General features: G+C 60.0%; 18 protein-coding genes and 2 tRNA genes. 2 read left to right on the forward strand and 18 right to left on the reverse strand.

Features of this window, described 5'->3' with window-relative positions; all coding sequences use genetic code 11:
• Positions 1-21 precede the first annotated feature (21 nt).
• The 10 genes from nusA to rlmE all read right to left on the reverse strand — a co-directional run bounded on the left by nusA (position 22) and on the right by rlmE (position 8,604).
• The gene (nusA, locus tag EXN22_RS23830) at positions 22-1,503 is read right to left on the reverse strand and encodes a transcription termination factor NusA (RefSeq protein WP_130266357.1); all 1,482 of its coding nucleotides are present in this window, start codon (positions 1,501-1,503) and stop codon (positions 22-24) included.
• Between the two features lie 59 nt (positions 1,504-1,562).
• The gene (rimP, locus tag EXN22_RS23835; protein ID WP_165392293.1) at positions 1,563-2,021 is read right to left on the reverse strand and encodes a ribosome maturation factor RimP; all 459 of its coding nucleotides are present in this window, start codon (positions 2,019-2,021) and stop codon (positions 1,563-1,565) included.
• A 129-nt stretch (positions 2,022-2,150) separates the two neighbouring features.
• A tRNA-Met gene (locus EXN22_RS23840) sits at positions 2,151-2,227 on the reverse strand.
• 97 nt (positions 2,228-2,324) lie between these two features.
• Positions 2,325-2,410 (reverse strand) — tRNA-Leu (locus EXN22_RS23845).
• 19 nt (positions 2,411-2,429) lie between these two features.
• Positions 2,430-2,816, reverse strand: coding sequence for a preprotein translocase subunit SecG (secG, locus tag EXN22_RS23850; RefSeq protein WP_130266358.1), 387 nt, complete (start codon positions 2,814-2,816; stop codon positions 2,430-2,432).
• Between the two features lie 3 nt (positions 2,817-2,819).
• The gene (tpiA, locus tag EXN22_RS23855) at positions 2,820-3,575 is read right to left on the reverse strand and encodes a triose-phosphate isomerase (RefSeq protein ID WP_130266359.1); all 756 of its coding nucleotides are present in this window, start codon (positions 3,573-3,575) and stop codon (positions 2,820-2,822) included.
• Between the two features lie 66 nt (positions 3,576-3,641).
• On the reverse strand, positions 3,642-4,982 hold the full coding sequence (glmM, locus tag EXN22_RS23860) for a phosphoglucosamine mutase (RefSeq protein ID WP_130266360.1): 1,341 nt from the start codon (positions 4,980-4,982) through the stop codon (positions 3,642-3,644).
• A gap of 16 nt (positions 4,983-4,998) precedes the next feature.
• The gene (folP, locus tag EXN22_RS23865; protein WP_130266361.1) at positions 4,999-5,850 is read right to left on the reverse strand and encodes a dihydropteroate synthase; all 852 of its coding nucleotides are present in this window, start codon (positions 5,848-5,850) and stop codon (positions 4,999-5,001) included.
• An 8-nt stretch (positions 5,851-5,858) separates the two neighbouring features.
• Positions 5,859-7,766, reverse strand: coding sequence for an ATP-dependent zinc metalloprotease FtsH (gene ftsH / locus EXN22_RS23870; RefSeq protein WP_130266362.1), 1,908 nt, complete (start codon positions 7,764-7,766; stop codon positions 5,859-5,861).
• 214 nt (positions 7,767-7,980) lie between these two features.
• Positions 7,981-8,604 (reverse strand): 23S rRNA (uridine(2552)-2'-O)-methyltransferase RlmE, encoded by a 624-nt coding sequence (gene rlmE / locus EXN22_RS23875; RefSeq protein ID WP_130266363.1) that lies wholly within the window; start codon positions 8,602-8,604, stop codon positions 7,981-7,983.
• A 100-nt stretch (positions 8,605-8,704) separates the two neighbouring features.
• On the opposite strand from rlmE, the gene yhbY reads away from it, so the two are divergent.
• Positions 8,705-9,013, forward strand: coding sequence for a ribosome assembly RNA-binding protein YhbY (gene yhbY, locus EXN22_RS23880; RefSeq protein ID WP_010222973.1), 309 nt, complete (start codon positions 8,705-8,707; stop codon positions 9,011-9,013).
• A 12-nt stretch (positions 9,014-9,025) separates the two neighbouring features.
• On the opposite strand, the gene EXN22_RS23885 is transcribed toward yhbY, so the two are convergent.
• From EXN22_RS23885 to grpE, 8 genes are all read right to left on the reverse strand, one after another.
• Positions 9,026-9,472, reverse strand: a complete 447-nt coding sequence (locus EXN22_RS23885; RefSeq protein ID WP_407691938.1) for an MFS transporter — start codon at positions 9,470-9,472, stop codon at positions 9,026-9,028.
• Complete coding sequence (gene greA / locus EXN22_RS23890) at positions 9,450-9,932, reverse strand: transcription elongation factor GreA (RefSeq protein ID WP_177414044.1); 483 nt, start codon at positions 9,930-9,932, stop codon at positions 9,450-9,452. The genes EXN22_RS23885 and greA overlap by 23 nt, the downstream gene beginning before the upstream one ends.
• Positions 9,929-13,150, reverse strand: a complete 3,222-nt coding sequence (carB, locus tag EXN22_RS23895) for a carbamoyl-phosphate synthase large subunit (protein WP_130266364.1) — start codon at positions 13,148-13,150, stop codon at positions 9,929-9,931. The genes greA and carB overlap by 4 nt, the downstream gene beginning before the upstream one ends.
• A 106-nt stretch (positions 13,151-13,256) precedes the next feature.
• Positions 13,257-14,393, reverse strand: a complete 1,137-nt coding sequence (gene carA, locus EXN22_RS23900; protein ID WP_130266365.1) for a glutamine-hydrolyzing carbamoyl-phosphate synthase small subunit — start codon at positions 14,391-14,393, stop codon at positions 13,257-13,259.
• Positions 14,394-14,683: 290 nt separating this feature from the next.
• Positions 14,684-15,487 (reverse strand): 4-hydroxy-tetrahydrodipicolinate reductase, encoded by an 804-nt coding sequence (gene dapB, locus EXN22_RS23905; protein ID WP_038998653.1) that lies wholly within the window; start codon positions 15,485-15,487, stop codon positions 14,684-14,686.
• Positions 15,488-15,500: 13 nt separating this feature from the next.
• Positions 15,501-16,625, reverse strand: a complete 1,125-nt coding sequence (dnaJ, locus tag EXN22_RS23910; RefSeq protein WP_130266366.1) for a molecular chaperone DnaJ — start codon at positions 16,623-16,625, stop codon at positions 15,501-15,503.
• A gap of 208 nt (positions 16,626-16,833) precedes the next feature.
• The gene (gene dnaK / locus EXN22_RS23915) at positions 16,834-18,753 is read right to left on the reverse strand and encodes a molecular chaperone DnaK (protein WP_130266367.1); all 1,920 of its coding nucleotides are present in this window, start codon (positions 18,751-18,753) and stop codon (positions 16,834-16,836) included.
• A gap of 101 nt (positions 18,754-18,854) precedes the next feature.
• The gene (grpE, locus tag EXN22_RS23920) at positions 18,855-19,409 is read right to left on the reverse strand and encodes a nucleotide exchange factor GrpE (RefSeq protein WP_130266368.1); all 555 of its coding nucleotides are present in this window, start codon (positions 19,407-19,409) and stop codon (positions 18,855-18,857) included.
• A 231-nt stretch (positions 19,410-19,640) separates the two neighbouring features.
• Here grpE and recN point away from each other — a divergent pair, with 231 nt between their 5' ends.
• Positions 19,641-21,314, forward strand: a complete 1,674-nt coding sequence (gene recN, locus EXN22_RS23925) for a DNA repair protein RecN (RefSeq protein ID WP_130266369.1) — start codon at positions 19,641-19,643, stop codon at positions 21,312-21,314.
• Positions 21,315-21,351: the final 37 nt, after the last annotated feature.

Here is a 21,351-nt window from a genome sequence, read left to right on the forward strand (position 1 = left end):
CTCTCCTCAGGCCGCGCCTAATTACTCGAACCAGTGGGCTCGGGCGGCCATGATCAACTTGCCGGCACGCTCTTGGTCGATGCCGTCGATGTCGAGCAGGTCATCAATAGACTGCTCGGCCAGGTCTTCGCGGGTAACTACGCCGCGCACCGCCAGTTCCATCGCCAAATCCTTGTCCATGCCCTCAAGCGAGAGCAGGTCTTCGGCCGGATGGGCGTCTGCCAGCTTTTCCTCAGTAGCGATGGCTTTGGTCAACAGGCGATCCTTGGCGCGAGCACGAAGCTCATTGACGATGTCTTCGTCAAAGCCGTCGATGTTGAGCATTTCTTCCAGCGGTACGTAGGCAATCTCTTCCAGGCTGGTGAAGCCTTCATCGACCAGCACCTGTGCCAGCTCTTCGTCGACTTCCAGCTCGTCGATGAAGTTGCGCAGGATGTCACCGGTTTCAGCTTGCTGCTTGGCCTGGATGTCCGATTCGGTCATCACGTTCAGGGTCCAGCCGGTCAACTGACTGGCCAGGCGCACGTTCTGGCCACCACGGCCAATCGCCTGGGCCAGGTTGTCGGCACCCACGGCAATGTCCATGGCGTGGGCGTCTTCATCGACGATGATCGCCGCGACTTCAGCCGGCGACATGGCGTTGATGACAAACTGTGCAGGGTTGTCGTCCCAGAGGACGATATCCACACGCTCACCACCCAGTTCGCCGGACACCGCCTGGACACGCGAACCGCGCATGCCGATACAGGCACCTTGCGGGTCGATACGCTTGTCTTTGGAGCGCACGGCGATCTTGGCGCGCGAACCCGGGTCACGGGACGCGGCCATGACTTCGATCAGGCCCTCGGCGATTTCCGGCACTTCGATGCGGAACAGTTCGATCAGCATCTGCGGCGCGGTGCGCGACAGGATCAACTGCGGGCCGCGGTTCTCAGTGCGGATTTCCTTGAGCAGTGCACGCAGGCGTACACCGACACGGAAAGTCTCGCGAGAGATGATGTCTTCACGGGCCAGCAACGCTTCTGCGTTGTTGCCCAGGTCAACGATGACGTTGTCACGGGTGACCTTCTTGACGGTGCCGGAGATGATCTCGCCCAGACGCTCGCGGTAAGCATCCACCACCTGAGCACGCTCGGCTTCACGGACCTTCTGGACGATGACTTGCTTGGCAGTCTGGGCAGCGATGCGGCCGAACTCGATCGACTCGATCTTCTCTTCGATCACGTCACCGACTTTAGCTTCAGGATGGGTCTCCTGAATCTTCGCTGGCCACACTTCGATTGCCGGATCGTCCAGATCCTTTTCCTCGACGACAGTCCAGCGACGGAAGGTTTCGTAGCTACCGGTGTGGCGGTTGATTTCCACACGCAGATCGACTTCGTCGTCAAAACGTTTTTTGGTTGCAGTGGCCAGGGCCACTTCCAGCGCTTCAAAAATTACGCTGGCCGGTACGCCCTTTTCGTTGGATACCGACTCAACAACCAGCAGTACTTCTTTGCTCATCGTACGCCTCGCCTTTCGCAAGCCATTGGATCCGCGCGGTCCGCGGGACCCGGCACGTCTCAGTCAAAACTGGGAATAATGTTGGCCTTGTCGATCGAATCGATCGGCAACAGGAATTCCTGGTTATCTACCTGAACAACCACATCCTGCTCCTCCACGCCACGGAGAAGGCCCTGAAAGTTACGACGACCTTCAAAGGGCGTACGCAGCTTGATCTTCACTTGTTCGCCGGCATGCGAAGCGTACTGTTCCAGAGTGAACAGTGGGCGTTCCATGCCAGGAGAGGACACTTCAAGGGTGTACTCGGAACTGATCGGATCTTCGACATCGAGAACACCGCTGATCTGACGACTGACAATCGCGCAGTCATCAACCAGGATTCCATCCTCTTTATCGATATAGATACGCAGTACCGAATGTTTGCCTTGAGAGATGAATTCGATCCCCCAGCATTGATAGCCAAGAGCCTCGACCACCGGGGCCAACAAGGCCTGCAACTGTTCTAGCTTGCTCGACACCTGAACCCCCTCGTGCATGCTATGCAAATAAAAAATGGGCAAAGCGCCCATCCCTGATACGCCGTTGAATACCGGCGTTATGACTGTTCAGCCAAGAAAAAGCCCCTGCAAAAGGGGCTCCGCTGAAACTGGTTGCGGGGGCTGGATTTGAACCAACGACCTTCGGGTTATGAGCCCGACGAGCTACCAGACTGCTCCACCCCGCGACAAAGCTGGGGCGAAAGTATACGACCGAACCCTAAAAGGGTCAATCGAACCTCCACCTACAAGAAAGCCCGCTGTAGCGGGCTGTCTTGTTTCAATTGGTACCGAGAAGGGGACTCGAACCCCTACACCCTATGGGCACAACCACCTCAAGGTTGCGTGTCTACCAATTCCACCACCTCGGCAATACTACTTTGAAACCCGTTACTTCTGCTCTTGAGCCGGAGGAACATCACCAGTGTTAGTGGCTTCGCTCTTCTGCTCCTGGAGCACCGGTACATCATCTGTTGCCGGCTTTTGCTGCTTCACTTCCAAGACCGCTGGATTTGGCAACCCTACTTGAGTCAGCTCTTGAGCCTTCTCCTTAGCAAAGTATCCTAACCCAAGAGCAGTTAAGAAGAAAGAGGCAGCTAGTATAGCAGTAAACTTACTCAGAAAGGTAGCAGAACCTTGGCTTCCGAACACAGTATTTGAAGCACCTGCGCCGAAAGATGCACCTGCTTCAGCACCTTTACCCTGTTGCAGCAACACCAGCACTACCAAACCCAGCGCGCCCAACAGATGCAAAACAACGATCACTGTTTCCAGCATTTTTCAGTTTCCTGCGGCGCGACAAATTGCACCGAATTCGTCTGCGTTCAGGGAAGCCCCACCAATCAGGCCCCCATCGATATCCGGCATGCCGAACAGTTCAGCCGCATTGGCCGCCTTCACGCTGCCGCCGTATAGAAGCCGCACATTCGCCGCGACTTCAGGATTCTTTGCCGCCAGCTGCTCGCGAATGGCTTTATGCACATCCTGAGCTTGCTGTGGCGAGGCTGTCAGCCCTGTACCGATGGCCCATACAGGCTCATAGGCAATCACCGCTTGGGCGAAGACTTCGACACCGAACGCTTCGATGACGCTGTCCAGCTGACGCCCGACAATCTCAAGCGTTTTACCTGCTTCGCGCTCTTCGAGGGTCTCCCCTACACAGAGCACCGGCTTCAAACCACAAGCCTGTGCCGCAGCGAACTTGCGATTGAGAACCTCATCGCTTTCGCCAATGATCTGGCGACGCTCGGAGTGCCCAATCAGTACCAGCTCGCAACCTGCCTCGGCCAGTTGACTCGGTGCAATTTCACCGGTCAGTGCGCCTTGCTCAGGCTGTACCGCAGAATTCTGAGCGCCGACGGCGATCGCCTTGCCTTGCACACCATCAACTACCTGATTGATGTACAACGCCGGGGGAAACACCGCGACCTCAACACCGCTCGGCAGGGCGAGATCACTCAAGCCCTTGATCAGCTCAGCGACGCTGGCGCGGGTACCGTGCATCTTCCAGTTACCAGCTACCATAGGGCGACGCATGCTTTACCTCGTCGGTCAAAGAGGGCGCAGATGTTACCCAACCCGATCACCTCTGGCAAGCGTATTTCAAACGCAAACTTCACTTACCAGTTTTGCCAGGGCTTCGGCGTGGCCGCGGACCTGATTTTCATCCTCGCCTTCGACCATTACCCGCACCAGAGGCTCTGTCCCGGACTTGCGTAGCAGCACACGGCCACGACCTGCCAACGCCTCGGTGACCTTGGCACTGGCGTCTTTGACAGCCGGGTGCTCCAGCGGGTCGACCTTGCTCGCACCAAAGCGTACATTGATCAGCACCTGCGGGCATTTGCGCAGGGCCTGACGGGCCTGGGCCAGGGTCTCCTCGCGGCGTTTCAGGGCCATCAGCACCTGCAGCGCGGCGATGATCGCATCACCGGTGGTGGTGTGGTTGCAGCACACCACGTGCCCGGAATTCTCGCCACCGATCACCCAGTCACGCGCCAGCAATTCGGCCATCACGTAGCGATCACCGACCTTGGCGCGCACAAACGGAATGTCGAGATCCTTCAGGGCCAGCTCCAGCCCCAGGTTGCTCATCAGGGTGCCCACCACCCCACCCTGCAGCTTGCCGCGCTCATGCAGGTCACGAGCAATGATGAACAGCAACTCATCGCCATCGACAATCGCACCGGTGTGATCGACCATCAACACCCGATCGCCGTCACCATCGAAGGCGATGCCCAGGTCCGCATGCCCCACCAGGACCGCCGCCTGCAGTGATTCGATGTGAGTCGAACCGCAGTTCTTGTTAATGTTCAGGCCATCCGGTTGCGCCGACAGCACCGTGACATCGGCACCAAGCTCGCGGAATACGCTTGGCGCAACCTTGTAGGTAGCACCATGGGCGCAGTCGACCACCAGCTTGAGGCCAGCAAAGTCGGTACTGCTCGGCACACTGCTTTTGCAGAATTCGATGTAACGCCCGGCCGCGTCGTTGATACGCGATACCTTGCCCAGCTTGCCCGATTCGACCACGGTCATCGGCTGGTCGAGCAATTCTTCGATCATCAGTTCGACTTCGTCCGGCAGCTTGGTACCTTGGCCCGAGAAGAACTTGATGCCGTTGTCGTCATGGGGATTGTGCGAGGCACTGATGACAATGCCCGCCTCAGCATGGAAGGTGCGGGTCAGGTAGGCAATGGCCGGCGTCGGCATCGGCCCGAGCAGCATCACATCGGCGCCCGCCGCAGACAGCCCGGCCTCCAGCGCCGACTCGAACATGTAGCCGGAAATACGCGTGTCTTTACCGACCAGTACCCGGCAGGCACCCTGCTTTCGAAAGGCCATGCCCGCTGCCCAGCCGAGCTTGAGCATGAAGTCAGGGGTGATCGGGTATTCGCCGACACGGCCACGAATACCGTCGGTACCAAAGTATTTTCTGCTCATAGATGCTCCATCACTCTTATTCGGCGGTCTGCACCGCAGCAATCATCCGCACTACATCGACGGTTTCGGCGACATCATGAACGCGCAATATGCTCGCGCCCTGAGTCATCGCCAGCGCAGCCAGGGCCAGGCTGCCATAGAGCCGCTCACCGACCGGACGGCCCAGGGCCAGGCCGATCATGCTCTTGCGCGAAACGCCCACCAGCAAGGGCCGCCCCAACCGATAAAGCACTTGCATGTGCTTGAACAGGCTGAGGTTATGCTCGAGGGTCTTGGCGAAGCCGAACCCCGGATCAAGGATGATCCGTTCAGCCTCGATGCCTACGGCCGCACACGCCGCCATCCGCTCTTCAAGATAGCTCGCCACCTCGGCGGTGACATCCTGGTAACTAGGATCGTCCTGCATGTCACCCGGCTCGCCGCGCATATGCATCAGGCACACCGGCAAGCCAGTAGCCGCAGCAGCATCCAGGGCGCCATCACGGCTGAGCGAGCGCACGTCATTGATCAGCCCGGCACCGAGCCTGGCCGATTCACGGATAACCGCGGGCGTCGAGGTATCGACCGAGATGATCACGTCGAGCTCGCGATTGATCGCCTCGACGATCGGCGCGACGCGCTCCAGCTCTTCAAGCGCCGACACCACGCGCGCACCTGGGCGCGTGGACTCGCCTCCGACATCGACCAGGGTCGCGCCAGCAGCCACCATCGCCTCGGCGTGACGCAAGGCTGCATCACGCTGGGTGAAGCGACCGCCGTCGGAGAAGGAATCGGGGGTGATATTGAGGATACCCATGACATGGGTACGGGACAAATCAAGAACCCGGTTGCCGCAAGGCAACCGGGTTGGGTACTGCTGTGAAGTCATATATGCCCTTAGACTTGCGCCGCCGGACCGCCGATTGGCGACTCGGGACGATCACTCTGCGGTGCAGAGGTGCCCGAAGTACCCGACCCACCTTCCCAGTCACGCGGCTCGCGTGGCTCGCGACCGGCCATGATGTCGTCGATCTGGTCGGCATCGATGGTCTCGTACTTCATCAGCGCATCGGCCATGGCGTCGAGTTTGTCGCGGTTTTCGGTAAGAATCTGCTTGGCCGTGGCATAGCACTGGTCAATGATGCTGCGCACTTCGGAGTCGATCAGCTTGGCGGTTTCACCGGAGACACTGGCGTGCTGGGAACCGGCACTGCGCCCCAGGAACACCTCACCCTCTTCTTCGGCGTACATCAGCGGACCAAGCTTCTCCGAAAGGCCCCACTTGGTGACCATATTCCGGGCAATCTGGCTCGCGCGCATGATGTCGTTGGAGGCACCGGTGGTCACCCCATCGAAGCCCAGGGTCATCTCTTCGGCGATACGGCCGCCGTACAGCGAGCAGATCTGGCTGATCAGTGCACGCTTGGACAAGCTGTAACGATCCTCCTCAGGCAGGAACATGGTGACACCCAGTGCCCGGCCACGCGGAATGATCGACACCTTGTAGACCGGGTCGTGCTCGGGCACAACGCGGCCAACGATGGCGTGACCGGCTTCGTGATAAGCAGTGTTCTGCTTCTCTTTCTCGGACATGACCATGGTCTTGCGCTCGGCGCCCATCATGATCTTGTCTTTGGCCAGTTCGAACTCTTTCATCTCGACAACGCGCTTGCCACCACGAGCAGCGAACAGCGAGGCTTCGTTGACCAGGTTGGCCAGGTCAGCACCGGAGAAACCAGGAGTACCACGGGCAATGACTGCAGGATTGACGTTCTCGCCAACCGGCACCTTGCGCATGTGCACCTTGAGGATCTGCTCACGGCCACGGATATCCGGCAGACCAACGACGACCTGACGGTCGAAGCGACCTGGACGCAACAGCGCCGGGTCGAGCACGTCTGGACGGTTGGTCGCGGCGATGACGATGATGCCGTCATTCATTTCGAAGCCGTCCATCTCCACCAGCAACTGGTTGAGGGTCTGCTCGCGCTCGTCGTGACCGCCACCCATGCCGGCGCCACGATGGCGACCAACGGCGTCGATCTCGTCGATGAAGATAATGCACGGTGCGTGTTTCTTGGCCTGCTCGAACATGTCACGAACACGGCTGGCACCTACACCGACGAACATTTCGACGAAGTCGGAACCGGAGATGGTGAAGAACGGTACCTTGGCTTCGCCGGCAATGGCCTTGGCCAGCAGGGTCTTACCGGTACCCGGTGGGCCGACCATCAGCACACCGCGTGGAATACGACCACCCAGGCGCTGGAACTTGCCTGGATCACGCAGGAATTCGACCAGCTCGCCCACTTCTTCCTTGGCTTCATCACAGCCGGCAACATCGGCCAGGGTGGTTTTCACCTGGTCTTCGGAGAGCAGGCGCGCCTTGCTCTTGCCAAAGCTCATCGGCCCGCCCTTGCCACCAGCGCCGCCCTGCATCTGGCGCATGAAAAACATGAATACGGCAATGATCACCAGGATCGGGAAGCTGGCGACCAGCAGTTGGGTCCAGATGCTCTGCTGCTCTGGCTGCTTGCCCTCGACCACGACGTGGTTGTCGACCAGGTCGCCGATCAGACCGTTGTCCTGAATGGCCGGACGGATGGTCTTGAAGCTGTCGCCATCGGTACGTTTACCGGTAATGACGTAGCCGTCGACCGCAACGCGCTCGACCTTGCCATCCTTGACCTGCTGAATGAAGTCGGAATAGTTGAGGGTCTGCGGCTCATTCGGGCTGGAGAAGTTGTTCATCACCGTCACCAGGACAGCCGCGATGATCAACCACAGGATCAAGTTCTTTGCCATATCGTTCAATTAGCTACCCTCTGAAGCCGGCTGACGGCGCAGCCGTGCCTCGCATGATATTCACCGGCTTAACTTACTACATAACCTACACATCTGCAGGCGCCGTCTGTAACCCTTTGTGAAACCTAGACTACACGATGTTTGTCCAGGTCAGGCAAAGTGCTCTATTGCAAAAAGCTATAGGGCACCTCGAAAGCTGCCGGCCTGACGCCTGTCACTCGCCGCGATAGCCCCATGCCAGCAAGTATTGCTCGCGAGAGCTGTCGCGGGAAGAGTCCGGTTTGATCATCTGGACCTTGTCGAATTTCAGACGAGCGTCCTTCAGATAGACATCAAACCCTTCGCCCTGGAACATTTTGATCAGGAAATTGCCACCCGGCTTGAGCACGCGAGTCGCCAGATCAAGGGCCAGCTCACAAAGGAACATGGCCTTGGGCATATCTACGGCAGGCGTACCACTCATATTGGGGGCCATATCGGAAATCACAAGGTCCACATGCGAATTACCTACGGCTTCGAGGATTTGCGCCAACACCGCATCCTGGGTGAAGTCACCCTGAATGAAAGTAACGTCGGGAATGCTGTCCATTTCCAGGATATCGGAGGCAATCAAACGGCCCTGGCCGCCGATCAGACGACTGGTCACCTGCGACCAGCCACCGGGCGCCGCCCCCAGGTCGATTACACTCATGCCTGGGCGGATCAGCTTGTATTTCTCCTGGACTTCCAGAAGCTTGTAGCTCGCACGCGAGCGGTAGCCATCCTTCTGCGCCTGCTTCACATAGGGATCGTTGACATGTCTTTTCAGCCAGCCAAGGCTTGTCTTGGAACGCGCCATTGGGCACCTCGATGATAAGGGTCGTGATTAACTGGGCGGATCCACGGGCCCTCGGGTAAAATGGCCGCCATTTTTACAGAATCAGACAAAGGGTCAGATTATGCCGCTCAATAACGAGCAGAAGAAACAGTACAAATCCATTGGCCACGACCTGAAACCAGTTCTGATTGTGGCAGGCAACGGGTTGACTGAAGGGGTTATCGCCGAACTCGAACGCGCTCTGGTTGACCACGAACTGATCAAGGTCGAGATTCGCTCCGAAGACCGCGAAGAGCGTGCCGCCGCAATTGCCGCGCTGTGCAAGGCCGGCCGCGCCGAACTGGTACAGACCATCGGCAAGAAAGCGCTGATCTATCGCCGCAATCCGCAGCCGAACAAGCAACTGTCGAACATCCACCGCTACAAGTGATGTTCGCCCCGGTCAGTGGCGCGCCTTGCGCGCCCTGCCCGGCACGGGTTGCATGACCAGCAGCAAGCCGGTCAGGCCCAGCACCAGGTAGCAGAACAGCTGCCAGCGCAATTCTTCCGGCATGCCCACGCGCAAGGCGAAATACACCACGCACGCCAGCATCGCCATCGACAGCAACTGCCCCCGCATATCCCGCCACAGACTGGCCAGGCCCTGAGCCTGAATCAGCACCAGTGCCTGCACGCCTGCGCAAAACGCCGCAAACGCTACCAGCAAGGATGCCATCAGGCTGCCGATATCCTCGATCAGCAGCGGTGCCAGGCCAATCTTGCCCAACGCCGGCAACAAACCGAAATGCAGCATCCACAGGCCGCCAACCCAGAACACCTGGGTCAGCTGCCAGATAACCGGGGCCGCAGCAAAGCCGCGGCTACGGTCAAAGGTGTTTGACTTCGACAATCTCGTACTCGACGGTACCGCTTGGCGTCTTGATCACCACGGTGTCACCCTCTTCCTTGCCAATGATGGCACGGGCGATCGGCGCGCCGACCGAGAGCTTGCCGTTTTTCACGTCGGCTTCATCTTCGCCGACGATCTGGTAGACCACCTGCTCGTCGGTTTCGGTGTTGGCCAGCTCGACGGTGGTACCGAAGATGACCTTGCCCGAATGCGCGATGGTGGTCACGTCGATCACCACTGCGTTCTGCAGACGGCCTTCGATGTCGCGGATACGCGCCTCGACCATGCCCTGCTCTTCACGGGCTGCATGGTACTCGGCGTTTTCCTTGAGGTCGCCCAGCTCGCGGGCCTCACCAATGGCCTGACTCAGGCGCGGACGCTCGGTCTTGCTCAGGAACAGGTGTTCTTCCTCCAGGGCGCGAGCGCCCTGGACGGTCATCGGATACTTGGTAATGCTCATGCTTTGAGTCCTGCATGCAGATCCTGCAAGCGGCGAACGGTTTTTTCAGGACCGAATTTCAGCGCTTCGCAGATGGCTTCACCGGCCGCAATGGTAGTGGTGCAGTAGATCTTGTGCTGCAACGCATTGCGACGAATCGAGTAGGAGTCGGCGATCGACTGACGACCTTCAGTGGTGTTGATGATCAACGATACTTCGTCGTTCTTGATCATGTCGACCACGTGAGGACGACCTTCGGTCACCTTGTTCACGCGACGCACTTTCAGGCCAGCCGCCTCGATGACCTTGGCGGTACCGACGGTGGCAACCACTTCGAAGCCCAGGGCGATCAGGTCACGGGCAACGCCAGCCACTTGCGGCTTGTCGTCGTCACGCACGCTGATGAACGCGGTACCGCCTGTCGGCAGTACTTCGCTGGCACCCATCTGGGCCTTGGCGAATGCTTCACCGAAGCTGTCGCCGACACCCATGACTTCACCGGTGGATTTCATCTCAGGGCCAAGGATCGGGTCGACACCCGGGAACTTGGCAAACGGGAACACCGCTTCCTTGACGCTGTAGAAGTTAGGAATGATTTCCTTGGTGAAACCGATCTCTTTCAGCGATTTGCCAGCCATGACGCGGGCAGCAATCATCGCCAGCGAGGTGCCGATGCACTTGGAGACGAACGGCACGGTACGCGAGGCGCGCGGGTTGACTTCGATCACGTAGATCTTGTCGCCCTGCAGGGCCAGCTGCACGTTCATCAGGCCGACCACACCCAGCTCCAGGGCCATTTTCCTGACCTGCTCGCGGACTTCGTCCTGAACATGGGCAGGCAGCGAGTACGGCGGCAGCGAGCACGCCGAGTCACCGGAGTGAACACCGGCCTGCTCGATGTGCTGCATGATTGCGCCGATCACCACATCGGTACCGTCGCAGACCGCATCCACGTCCATCTCGATGGCGCAGTTGAGGAAGTGGTCGAGCAGCACCGGGCTGTCGTTGGACACTTGCACCGCTTCACGCAGGTAGCGCTTGAGCTCGTCCAGCTCGTAGACGATTTCCATCGCACGGCCACCCAGAACGTAGGACGGGCGCACAACCAGCGGATAACCGATAACGCCAGCGGCACGAATGGCCTCGTCTTCGCTGCGCACGGTGGCATTTGGCGGCTGCAGCAGGTTCAGGCGCTGAACCATCTGCTGGAAACGCTCGCGGTCTTCGGCGCGGTCGATCGCGTCCGGGCTGGTACCGATGATCGGCACACCGGCTTCTTCCAGGGCGCGGGCCAGTTTCAGCGGAGTCTGGCCGCCGTAATGGACGATCACGCCCTTCGGCTTCTCGACGCGAACCACTTCGAGCACGTCTTCCAGAGTCAACGGCTCGAAGTACAGGCGATCGGAGGTGTCGTAGTCGGTGGAGACGGTTTCCGGGTTGCAGTTGACCATGATGGTCTCGTAACCGTCTTCACGCAGGGCCAGTGCCGCGTGCACGCAGCAGTAGTCGAACTCGATGCCCTGGCCGATACGGTTAGGACCGCCACCCAGGATCATGATCTTGTCGCGAGTCGACGGATTGGCCTCGCACTCTTCCTCGTAGGTCGAGTACAGATAGGCAGTGTCGGTGGCGAACTCGGCCGCGCAGGTATCGACGCGCTTGTAGACCGGGAACACTTCCAGCTTGTGGCGGTGACGACGCAGGTTCTTGTCGGTGATACCCAACAATTTAGCCAGACGCTGGTCGGAGAAACCCTTGCGCTTGAGGCGCAGCATCAGGTCCTTGTCGATCGCCGACAGGGCCAGGGTCTTGACCTTCTCTTCTTCCTTGATCAGGTCTTCCATCTGCACCAGGAACCAGTGGTCGATACCGGTCAGGGCGAAGATTTCGTCGCAGGTCATGCCCGAACGCATGGCGTCGGCGACGTACCAGATACGCTCGGCGCCCGGTACGGTCAGCTCGCGCTTGAGGATGCTGGCAGCGTCCGGGCTGGCCAGGTCGACTTTCGGGTCCAGGCCGCAAACGCCGACTTCCAGACCGCGCAGGGCTTTTTGCAGCGACTCCTGGAACGTCCGGCCGATGGCCATGACTTCACCCACGGATTTCATCTGGGTGGTCAGGCGGGCGTCGGCTTTCGGGAATTTCTCGAAGGCAAAACGCGGCAGTTTGGTGACGACGTAGTCGATCGACGGCTCGAAAGATGCCGGGGTGCGGCCGCCGGTGATGTCGTTCTGCAGTTCGTCGAGGGTATAACCGACTGCCAGCTTGGCGGCGATCTTGGCGATCGGGAAGCCGGTGGCTTTCGACGCCAGGGCCGAAGAACGCGAAACCCGTGGGTTCATCTCGATCACGACCATGCGGCCGGTGTCCGGGCAGATACCGAACTGCACGTTGGAACCGCCGGTCTCGACACCGATTTCACGCAGCACCGCCAGCGAGGCGTTGCGCATGATCTGGTATTCCTTGTCGGTCAGGGTCTGTGCTGGCGCCACGGTGATCGAGTCACCGGTGTGCACGCCCATCGGGTCGAAGTTCTCGATCGAGCAGACGATGATGCAGTTGTCCTTTTTGTCGCGGACCACTTCCATCTCGTATTCTTTCCAGCCGATCAGCGATTCGTCGATCAGCAGTTCCTTGGTTGGCGACAAGTCCAGACCACGGGCGCAGATTTCTTCGAACTCTTCACGGTTGTAGGCGATACCACCACCGGTACCGCCCATGGTGAAGGACGGACGGATGATGCACGGGAAGCCGAGCTTCTCGAGGACCGCGTTGGCCTCTTCCATGCTGTGGGCGATACCGGAACGCGGGCATTCCAGGCCGATGGCCTTCATCGCCTTGTCGAAACGCGAGCGGTCTTCGGCCTTGTCGATGGTGTCGGCATTGGCGCCGATCATTTCCACACCGAACTTTTCCAGGACGCCTTCACGCTCCAGGTCCAGGGCGCAGTTCAGTGCAGTCTGGCCACCCATGGTCGGCAGCAGTGCATCCGGGCGCTCTTTTTCGATGATCTTGGCGACGGTCTGCCACTTGATCGGTTCGATGTAGGTCGCATCCGCCATGGCCGGGTCGGTCATGATGGTGGCCGGGTTGGAGTTCACCAGGATGACGCGGTAACCCTCTTCACGCAGGGCCTTGCAGGCCTGGGCGCCGGAGTAGTCGAATTCGCAAGCCTGGCCGATCACGATCGGGCCAGCGCCGAGAATCAGGATGCTTTTAATGTCTGTACGTTTTGGCATGGGTTGTCACTCAATTCCGCAGGTCAGTCGGCAAGCCGCATTGAACAATCGTGGGGGCGGCACCTGAACGCGGCTTGCACCGGTCCAGGGCCTTCTCGCCAGATGCTCAGCGGCGCTTGGCCATGGCATCGATGAAACGGTCGAACAGCGGCGCGACGTCGGTCGGGCCCGGGCTGGCTTCAGGGTGACCCTGGAAGCTGAACGCGCTCTTGTCGGTACGCTCGATACCCTGCAGGGTACCGTCGAACAGCGACTTGTGGATGGCGCGCACGTTGCCTGGCAGGGTCGCTTCGTCAACCGCAAAGCCGTGGTTCTGGCTGGTGATCATCACCACACCGGTATCCAGGTCCTGGACCGGGTGGTTGGCACCGTGGTGACCATGACCCATTTTCACGGTCTTGGCGCCGGATGCCAGGGCCAGCAACTGGTGACCCAGGCAGATACCAAACACCGGAATTTCGGTCTCGAGGATGTCCTTGATTGCCTGGATCGCGTAGTCGCAAGGCTCCGGATCGCCAGGGCCGTTGGACAGGAACACGCCATCGGGGTTGAGTGCCAGGACTTCGCTGGCCGGGGTTTGCGCCGGTACCACGGTCAGGCGGCAGCCACGGGCAACCAGCATGCGCAGGATGTTCAGTTTGACACCGAAGTCGTAGGCAACCACGTGGTACGGCAGCTCGGCAGCGGCGATGGTCGCATGGCTGTCGGTCTTCAGCTCCCAGACGCTGGAGTTCCACTCGTAGCTGTTCTTGGTGCTGACGACTTTCGCCAGGTCCATGCCCTTCAGGCCCGGGAAGCCCCGAGCAGCTGCGATTGCAGCTTCTTCGCTGATGTTGTCGCCAGCGAGGATGCAACCGTTCTGCGCGCCCTTCTCACGCAGGATGCGGGTCAGGCGACGGGTGTCGATACCGGCAATGGCCACCACGTTGTTGGCCTTGAGATAATCAGGCAGGGACTGCTTGTTGCGCCAGTTGCTCGCGATCAGAGGCAGGTCGCGAATCACCAGGCCGGCCGACCAGACGCGGTCGGATTCGGCGTCCTCGGGCGTGGTGCCGGTGTTGCCGATGTGCGGGTAAGTCAGGGTTACGATTTGCTGCGCATAGGAAGGGTCAGTCAGGATTTCCTGATAGCCGGTCATTGCGGTGTTGAACACCACCTCACCAACGGTCTGACCGTCGGCTCCAATGGCTTCACCGCGAAAAATGCTGCCATCGGCAAGGGCGAGTATGGCTGGCTTAGTCAAGAAGACCTCCCGTAAATCAAGCCTGAAGGGGCGATCGCAGGTTGCAAAAAAGCGGAATGACGTATAGACACGTCACCCCGCTTTCTTCGTCGAATTATCTGCGCGCTTTTAGTGGACACACTAAAGCTGTAGCTTACAGAAAAACGCTTTTTGGGTCTACCACTGATGTGCCTGAAAGGCGCAGGAATGCGACAGAGGACATTGTAGGAGCGGGTTTGCCCCGCGATAGCGGTCTGTCAGTCACATCGCTTCGCGGGGCAAGCCCGCTCCTACAGGGGATACAGCACAGATCAACGCAGGTCGAGCACGTCCTGCATGTCGTACAGACCAGGCTCGCGCCCGTCCAGCCACAGGGCGGCACGTACCGCACCCTTGGCGAAGGTCATGCGGCTGGAGGCCTTGTGGGTGATTTCCAGGCGCTCGCCTTCAGCAGCGAACAGCACCGTGTGATCACCGACCACATCACCAGCACGCACGGTGGCAAAGCCGATGGTCTTGCGATCACGGGCGCCGGTCTGGCCTTCACGGCCATACACCGCCACCTCCTGCAGGTCACGACCCAGTGCATTGGCGACTACCTCACCCATGCGCAGCGCGGTACCCGACGGCGCATCGACCTTGTGCCGGTGATGGGCCTCGATGATTTCGATGTCGACATCGTCACCCAGCACACGCGCAGCCATGTCCAGCAGCTTGAGGCTGAGGTTGACGCCAACGCTGAAGTTGGCGGCAAAGACGATCGGGATGTCCTTGCCCGCCTCGGCCAGCAGTTGTTTCTCTTCGACGCTGAAACCGGTAGTGCCGATGATCATCGCCTTGCCTGCCTTGCGGCAGAACGCCAGGTTCTTCAGGGTCACCGAGGGGTGAGTGAAGTCGATCAGCACGTCGAACTCGTCGGCGACCTTGGCCAGGTCGTCGGACAGCAGCACGCCGATCCGCCCCAAGGCCGCCAGCTCACCTGCATCAGCACCGACCAGCGAGCTGTCCGGGCGATCGATCGCCGCAGTCAGCCCGGCACCCGGCGTTTGCTGCACCGCTTCGATCAGGGTCTTGCCCATCCGCCCTGCCGCGCCCATTACCGCTATACGTCGCATGCCCTATTCCTTCTTACAGATCGCCGAAGAAGCGTTTCACGCCTTCGAACCAGCCATTGGCTTTCGGCGAATGGGAACTGTCGCCTTCCAGCGAGTCACGCAGCTCTTCGAGCAGCTCGCGCTGGCGACGACTGAGGTTGACCGGGGTTTCCACCGCGACCCGGCACATCAGGTCACCGGCACCACCCCCGCGAACCGGCGCCACACCTTTGCCACGCAGACGGAACTGCTTGCCGGTCTGAGTACCCTCTGGGATCTTCAGCATGACCCGGCCATCAAGAGTCGGCACTTCCAGCTCGCCACCCAGGGCGGCATCGGTATAGCTGATCGGCACCTCGCAGTACAGATGCTTGCCGTCGCGCTGGAAAATCGGGTGCTCACGCACGTTGATCACAACATACAGATCGCCGGTCGGGCCACCTTGCGAACCCGCCTCACCCTCACCGGACAAACGGATGCGATCGCCCGTGTCGACACCGGCCGGCACCTTGACCGACAGGGTCTTGTACTCTTCGATACGGCCTTCGCCATGGCACGAATCGCACGGATCGGTGATGACCTTGCCTTGGCCATGGCAACGCGGGCAGGTCTGCTGGACCGAGAAGAAACCCTGCTGCATGCGCACCTGACCAATACCGCCGCAAGTCGGGCAGGTCGAAGGCGACGAGCCCTTCTTGGCGCCAGAACCGTCACACGGCTTGCAGTTGACCAGCGTCGGCACACGGATATTGACCGTGGTGCCGCGCACCGCTTCTTCCAGGTTCAGCTCCAGGGTGTAACGCAGGTCGCTGCCACGCTGGGCGCCACCGCGCGAACCACCACGGCCACCGCCGAAGAAATCGCTGAACACATCACCGAAGATATCCGAGAAGTTCGCGCCGCCGAAACCGGCGCCGCCACCACCCATGCTCGGATCCACGCCGGCATGACCATACTGATCATAGGCCGCACGCTTGCTGGCATCGGAGAGCACTTCATAAGCCTCGTTGGCTTCCTTGAATTTCTCTTCAGACGCCTTGTCATCAGGATTACGGTCCGGGTGATGCTTCATCGCCAGGCGGCGATAGGCCTTCTTCAGGTCCGCTTCACTGGAGCCGCGCTCAACGCCCAGAACTTCGTAATAGTCACGCTTTGCCATAAGTCTTTGCACTCTTGAGGACGTTCGGCATACCTCTGCGCATTCCGCGCTGTGCCGCTAGCACCTGCCTCACCACCCTGTGGTGACTGACAAATGCTGTAAAAATTCGGGTATTCCAGACACGCCAACGCGGGAGCAAGCCCCCGCGCGGCGACATCCTACCAGCCAACCCTCAAAAAACGGTCAACTGGCCGACAACCTGTAGCAATTACTTGTTGTCTTTGACTTCTTCGAACTCAGCATCGACAACGTCGTCGTGCTTGGCTTCCGGCTCAGCCTGCTGAGCACCGCCCTGAGGCTGTTCGGCCGACTGCTCGGCGTACATCTTCTGGGCAACCGGAGCCGAGACTTTCGACAGCTCTTCGACCTTGGCGTCGATGGCAGCCTTGTCGTCGCCCTTGATGGCGGCTTCCAGGGCAACCACGGCCGCTTCGATGGCAGTCTTCTCGTCGGCAGTGACCTTGTCACCGGCGTCAACGACCATCTTGCGGGTCGAGTGAACCAGCGCATCACCCTGGTTACGGGCAGCGGCCAGTTCTTCGAACTTGCGGTCTTCTTCCGAATTCGCTTCGGCGTCGCGGATCATCTGCTGAATTTCTTCATCAGACAGGCCCGAGTTGGCCTTGATCACGATCGACTGGGTCTTGCCAGTGGCCTTGTCTTTGGCGCCGACGTGCAGGATGCCGTTGGCGTCGATGTCGAAGGTCACTTCGATCTGCGGCACGCCACGTGGTGCTGGTGGAATGTCGGCCAGGTCGAACTTGCCCAGGGACTTGTTCTGTGCAGCCTGCTTGCGCTCACCTTGCAGCACGTGGATGGTCACCGCGCCCTGGTTGTCATCGGCAGTCGAGAACACTTGCGACTTTTTGGTCGGGATAGTGGTGTTCTTCTCGATCAGCGCGGTCATCACGCCACCCATGGTTTCGATACCCAGGGTCAGCGGGCTGACGTCCAGCAGCAGTACGTCTTTGACGTCACCGGCCAGTACCGCACCCTGGATGGCAGCACCCATGGCAACCGCTTCGTCCGGGTTGACGTCTTTGCGCGCTTCTTTGCCGAAGAAGTCGGTAACGGCTTTTTGCACCATTGGCATACGGGTCTGACCGCCGACCAGGATCACGTCGTCGATCTTGCTGACGTCGATACCGGCGTCTTTCATGGCAATGCGGCATGGCTCGATGGTGCGCTGAACCAGGTCTTCCACCAGCGACTCCAGCTTGGCACGGGAGATCTTCACGTTCAGGTGCTTGGGACCGGTGGCGTCTGCAGTGATGTACGGCAGGTTGACGTCGGTCATCTGGCTCGAGGACAGCTCGATTTTAGCCTTCTCAGCGGCTTCTTTCAGGCGCTGCATGGCCAGCGGGTCACCCTTGAGGTTCATGCCGCTTTCTTTCTTGAACTCGTCGACGAGGTAGTCGATCAGACGGATGTCGAAGTCTTCACCACCGAGGAAGGTGTCACCGTTGGTGGCCAGCACTTCGAACTGGTGCTCGCCATCGACTTCAGCGATCTCGATCACGGAAACGTCGAAAGTACCGCCACCCAGGTCGTAAACAATCACGGTGTGATCGCCCTTGGCCTTGTCCATACCGTAAGCCAGAGCGGCTGCGGTCGGTTCGTTGATGATACGTTTGACGTCCAGACCGGCGATGCGACCGGCGTCTTTGGTGGCCTGGCGCTGGCTGTCGTTGAAGTAGGCCGGAACGGTGATCACCGCCTCGGTCACTGGCTCGCCGAGGTAGTCTTCGGCGGTCTTCTTCATCTTCTTGAGGATTTCAGCCGAGATTTGTGGCGGTGCCATTTTCTGGCCGTTCACTTCAACCCAGGCGTCGCTGTTGTCAGCCTTGACGATCTTGTACGGAACCATCTGGATGTCTTTCTGCACCACTTCTTCTTCGAAGCGACGGCCGATCAGACGCTTTACCGCGTACAGGGTGTTGTGCGGGTTGGTGACCGCCTGGCGCTTGGCCGATTGGCCAACCAGGATTTCGCCATCGTTGGCGTAGGCAATGATCGACGGTGTGGTACGAGCGCCTTCGGCGTTCTCGATAACCTTGACGTTGCCGTTTTCCAGAATGGAGACGCAGGAGTTGGTGGTCCCCAGGTCGATACCGATGATTTTACCCATGTTAACTCTCCCGAAACTTGAATTTGGTTGCCGCAGCAGTGGTGGCTAACTGCGGTAATACTTGAATGCTTGACACCTAAATGGGGGCGCCGAAAACGATTTCAAGCCTGCTCGTCAATCGACGGCGAAACCGCTGCCGGGGCCTTGCTGACCACAACCATGGCCGGGCGCAGCAGGCGACCGTTGAGCTGGTAGCCTTTCTGGAACACCTTGAGCACGCTGTTGGGCTCGACTTCGGCGCTTTCCTGCATGGCCATCGCCTGGTGGTGCTCGGCGTTGAACGGCTCGCCGTGCGGGTCGATGGCTTCAAGGTTGTAGCGCTTGAGGGTGTCGTGGAACATTTTCAGGGTCAGCTCGATGCCTTCACGCATCGGGCGAATGCTCTCGTCGTCCGGGCTGGACAGCTCCAGGCCGCGCTCGAGGCTGTCGATGACCGGCAGCAGGTCACCGGCGAATTTCTCCAGGGCGAACTTGTGTGCCTTCTCAACGTCCTGCTCGGCGCGACGGCGCACGTTCTGCAGGTCGGCGGCGGTGCGCAGGGATTGATCCTGGGCCGCCGCCAGCTGCTCTTCGAGCACCTGCACGCGGGCGCTCAGCTCTTGGCCGCCAGTTGCTTCGGCGTTCAGATTCTGTTCATCCAGCTGTTCGTCAGCCATAAAATCTCTCCTCTCGAATAAGGTCTGCGAGCATTACTCGCGCGTCTGCCGGCTATATGGGGCCGTAAAACCCAGGTTCAAGGGCTTGCAGCAAAGCTTGCACACATTCACTCATAACCCATCGCAATCAGAACACCGCCCTGATAACCAAATTGAACTAAAAACCAGCATTGTCAGCCACTCAAAAAACACTGTATAAATAACCAGACTTAACGCCTGGGAGCCGCCCCAATGCTGGTGCACCTGTCCGTACACAATTACGCCATCGTCGAACACCTGGACCTTGAACTCGCCCGCGGGATGAGCGTCATCACCGGTGAAACCGGGGCCGGTAAATCGATCATGCTCGATGCCCTGGGCCTGACCCTGGGCGATCGCGCCGACAGCGGCGTGGTGCGCCCCGGGGCCGACAAAGCCGACATCCTCGCTACCTTCGACCTGGTGGACATCCCCGAGGCACGCGCCTGGCTGGCCGAACGCGATCTCGACAGCGACGGCCCGTGCATCCTGCGCCGGGTGATCACCGCCGAAGGCCGCAGCCGTGGCTATATCAACGGCACACCCTGCCCGCTCGGCGACCTCAAGGCCCTTGGCGAGCTGCTCATCGACATACACAGCCAGCACGAACACCAGTCGCTGCTGAAAACCGACACCCACCGCCGCCTGCTCGACGAGTACGCCGGCGCCACCGACCTCGCCCGCCAGGTACAGCTTGCCGCCCAGCGCTGGCGCCAGACCCGCCAGGAACTCGAGCGCCTGTCCAACTCCGGCGATGAGCAACGCGCGCAGCATCAATTACTCAGCTATCAGCTCGAAGAGCTCGACAACCTCGGCCTGGGCGAAAACGAACTCGAGCTGCTGGAGCAGGAACACAAGAACCTGACCAATGCCGAAGCCCTTTTCGGCATCTGTCGCCAGGTCATCGACCACTGCAGCGAAAATGACTCGGGCAACGTGCTCAATGCCCTGACCGCCAGCCTCAACCGCCTGACCGCCGTGCACAACGCACCCAAGGCCCTGGGCGAGGCGGCCACCCTGATCGCCAGCGCGCAGATCCAGGTAGAGGAGGCTGTTGGCGAGCTGAACCGCTTCCTCGACAACTTCGATGCCGACCCGGCGCGCCTGCAACAGCTTGAGGAGCGGCTCGACACTATCTATACCCTGGCCCGCAAGCACCGCGTGCATCCTACCGAGCTTGCCGGCTTGCAGCAGCGGCTGATGGAAGAGCTGGAACGCCTCAACGCCAATGACGAATCGATCGAGCGCCTGGGCGAGGAACTGGCCGCCTATGCCCGTCACTACCAGGACAAGGCCGGCGAATTGAGTGCCTTGCGCCAGCAAGCCGCCAGCCAGCTGGCCAGCGCGGTGGAGCAGGAAATCCAGCGCCTGGGTATGCCCGGCGGGCGCTTTAGCATCGAGCTGCGCGCCAACAACGGCGACGATCTGCAACCCCAGGGCCTGGAACAGGTCGAACTGCTGGTCAGCGCCAACCCCGGACAGCCGCTCAAGGCACTGGCCAAGGTGGCTTCCGGTGGCGAGTTGTCGCGGATCAGCCTGGCAATCCAGGTGATCACTGCACAGACTTCGCGCATCCCGACCCTGGTGTTCGACGAAGTCGACGTCGGTATCGGCGGGCCAACGGCCGAGATCGTCGGCCAGTTGCTGCGCCGCCTGGGCGAGCGCGGCCAGGTGCTGACCGTCACCCACCTGCCGCAGGTGGCCGCCCAGGGCCATCACCATCTGTTCGTGCACAAGGTCCGTAACAGCGACGCCACCCACACCGCTGTCGCCAGCCTGGGTAAGCGCGAGCGCGTTGAAGAGGTTGCCCGCATGCTCGGCGGCATCGACCTGACCAAGGAGTCCCTGGCTCATGCACGCAAGATGGTAGTCACCAGCAAGGCCTGACGCCGTACCACTATTAAATGCTGCCAGCACAAAGCAC

It is taken from the genome of Pseudomonas tructae, from assembly GCF_004214895.1.
Lineage (GTDB): Bacteria > Pseudomonadota > Gammaproteobacteria > Pseudomonadales > Pseudomonadaceae > Aquipseudomonas > Aquipseudomonas tructae.

What these genes read in the sequence shown, in the direction of transcription:
- nusA (WP_130266357.1), bottom strand. Translation starts at nt 1,503, where the DNA reads ATGAGCAAAGAAGTACTGCTGGTTGTTGAGTCGGTATCCAACGAAAAG.
- secG (WP_130266358.1), bottom strand. Translation starts at nt 2,816, where the DNA reads ATGCTGGAAACAGTGATCGTTGTTTTGCATCTGTTGGGCGCGCTGGGT.
- tpiA (WP_130266359.1), bottom strand. Translation starts at nt 3,575, where the DNA reads ATGCGTCGCCCTATGGTAGCTGGTAACTGGAAGATGCACGGTACCCGC.
- glmM (WP_130266360.1), bottom strand. Translation starts at nt 4,982, where the DNA reads ATGAGCAGAAAATACTTTGGTACCGACGGTATTCGTGGCCGTGTCGGC.
- folP (WP_130266361.1), bottom strand. Translation starts at nt 5,850, where the DNA reads ATGACTTCACAGCAGTACCCAACCCGGTTGCCTTGCGGCAACCGGGTT.
- ftsH (WP_130266362.1), bottom strand. Translation starts at nt 7,766, where the DNA reads ATGGCAAAGAACTTGATCCTGTGGTTGATCATCGCGGCTGTCCTGGTG.
- rlmE (WP_130266363.1), bottom strand. Translation starts at nt 8,604, where the DNA reads ATGGCGCGTTCCAAGACAAGCCTTGGCTGGCTGAAAAGACATGTCAAC.
- yhbY (WP_010222973.1), top strand. Translation starts at nt 8,705, where the DNA reads ATGCCGCTCAATAACGAGCAGAAGAAACAGTACAAATCCATTGGCCAC.
- greA (WP_177414044.1), bottom strand. Translation starts at nt 9,932, where the DNA reads ATGAGCATTACCAAGTATCCGATGACCGTCCAGGGCGCTCGCGCCCTG.
- carB (WP_130266364.1), bottom strand. Translation starts at nt 13,150, where the DNA reads ATGCCAAAACGTACAGACATTAAAAGCATCCTGATTCTCGGCGCTGGC.
- dapB (WP_038998653.1), bottom strand. Translation starts at nt 15,487, where the DNA reads ATGCGACGTATAGCGGTAATGGGCGCGGCAGGGCGGATGGGCAAGACC.
- dnaJ (WP_130266366.1), bottom strand. Translation starts at nt 16,625, where the DNA reads ATGGCAAAGCGTGACTATTACGAAGTTCTGGGCGTTGAGCGCGGCTCC.
- dnaK (WP_130266367.1), bottom strand. Translation starts at nt 18,753, where the DNA reads ATGGGTAAAATCATCGGTATCGACCTGGGGACCACCAACTCCTGCGTC.
- grpE (WP_130266368.1), bottom strand. Translation starts at nt 19,409, where the DNA reads ATGGCTGACGAACAGCTGGATGAACAGAATCTGAACGCCGAAGCAACT.
- recN (WP_130266369.1), top strand. Translation starts at nt 19,641, where the DNA reads ATGCTGGTGCACCTGTCCGTACACAATTACGCCATCGTCGAACACCTG.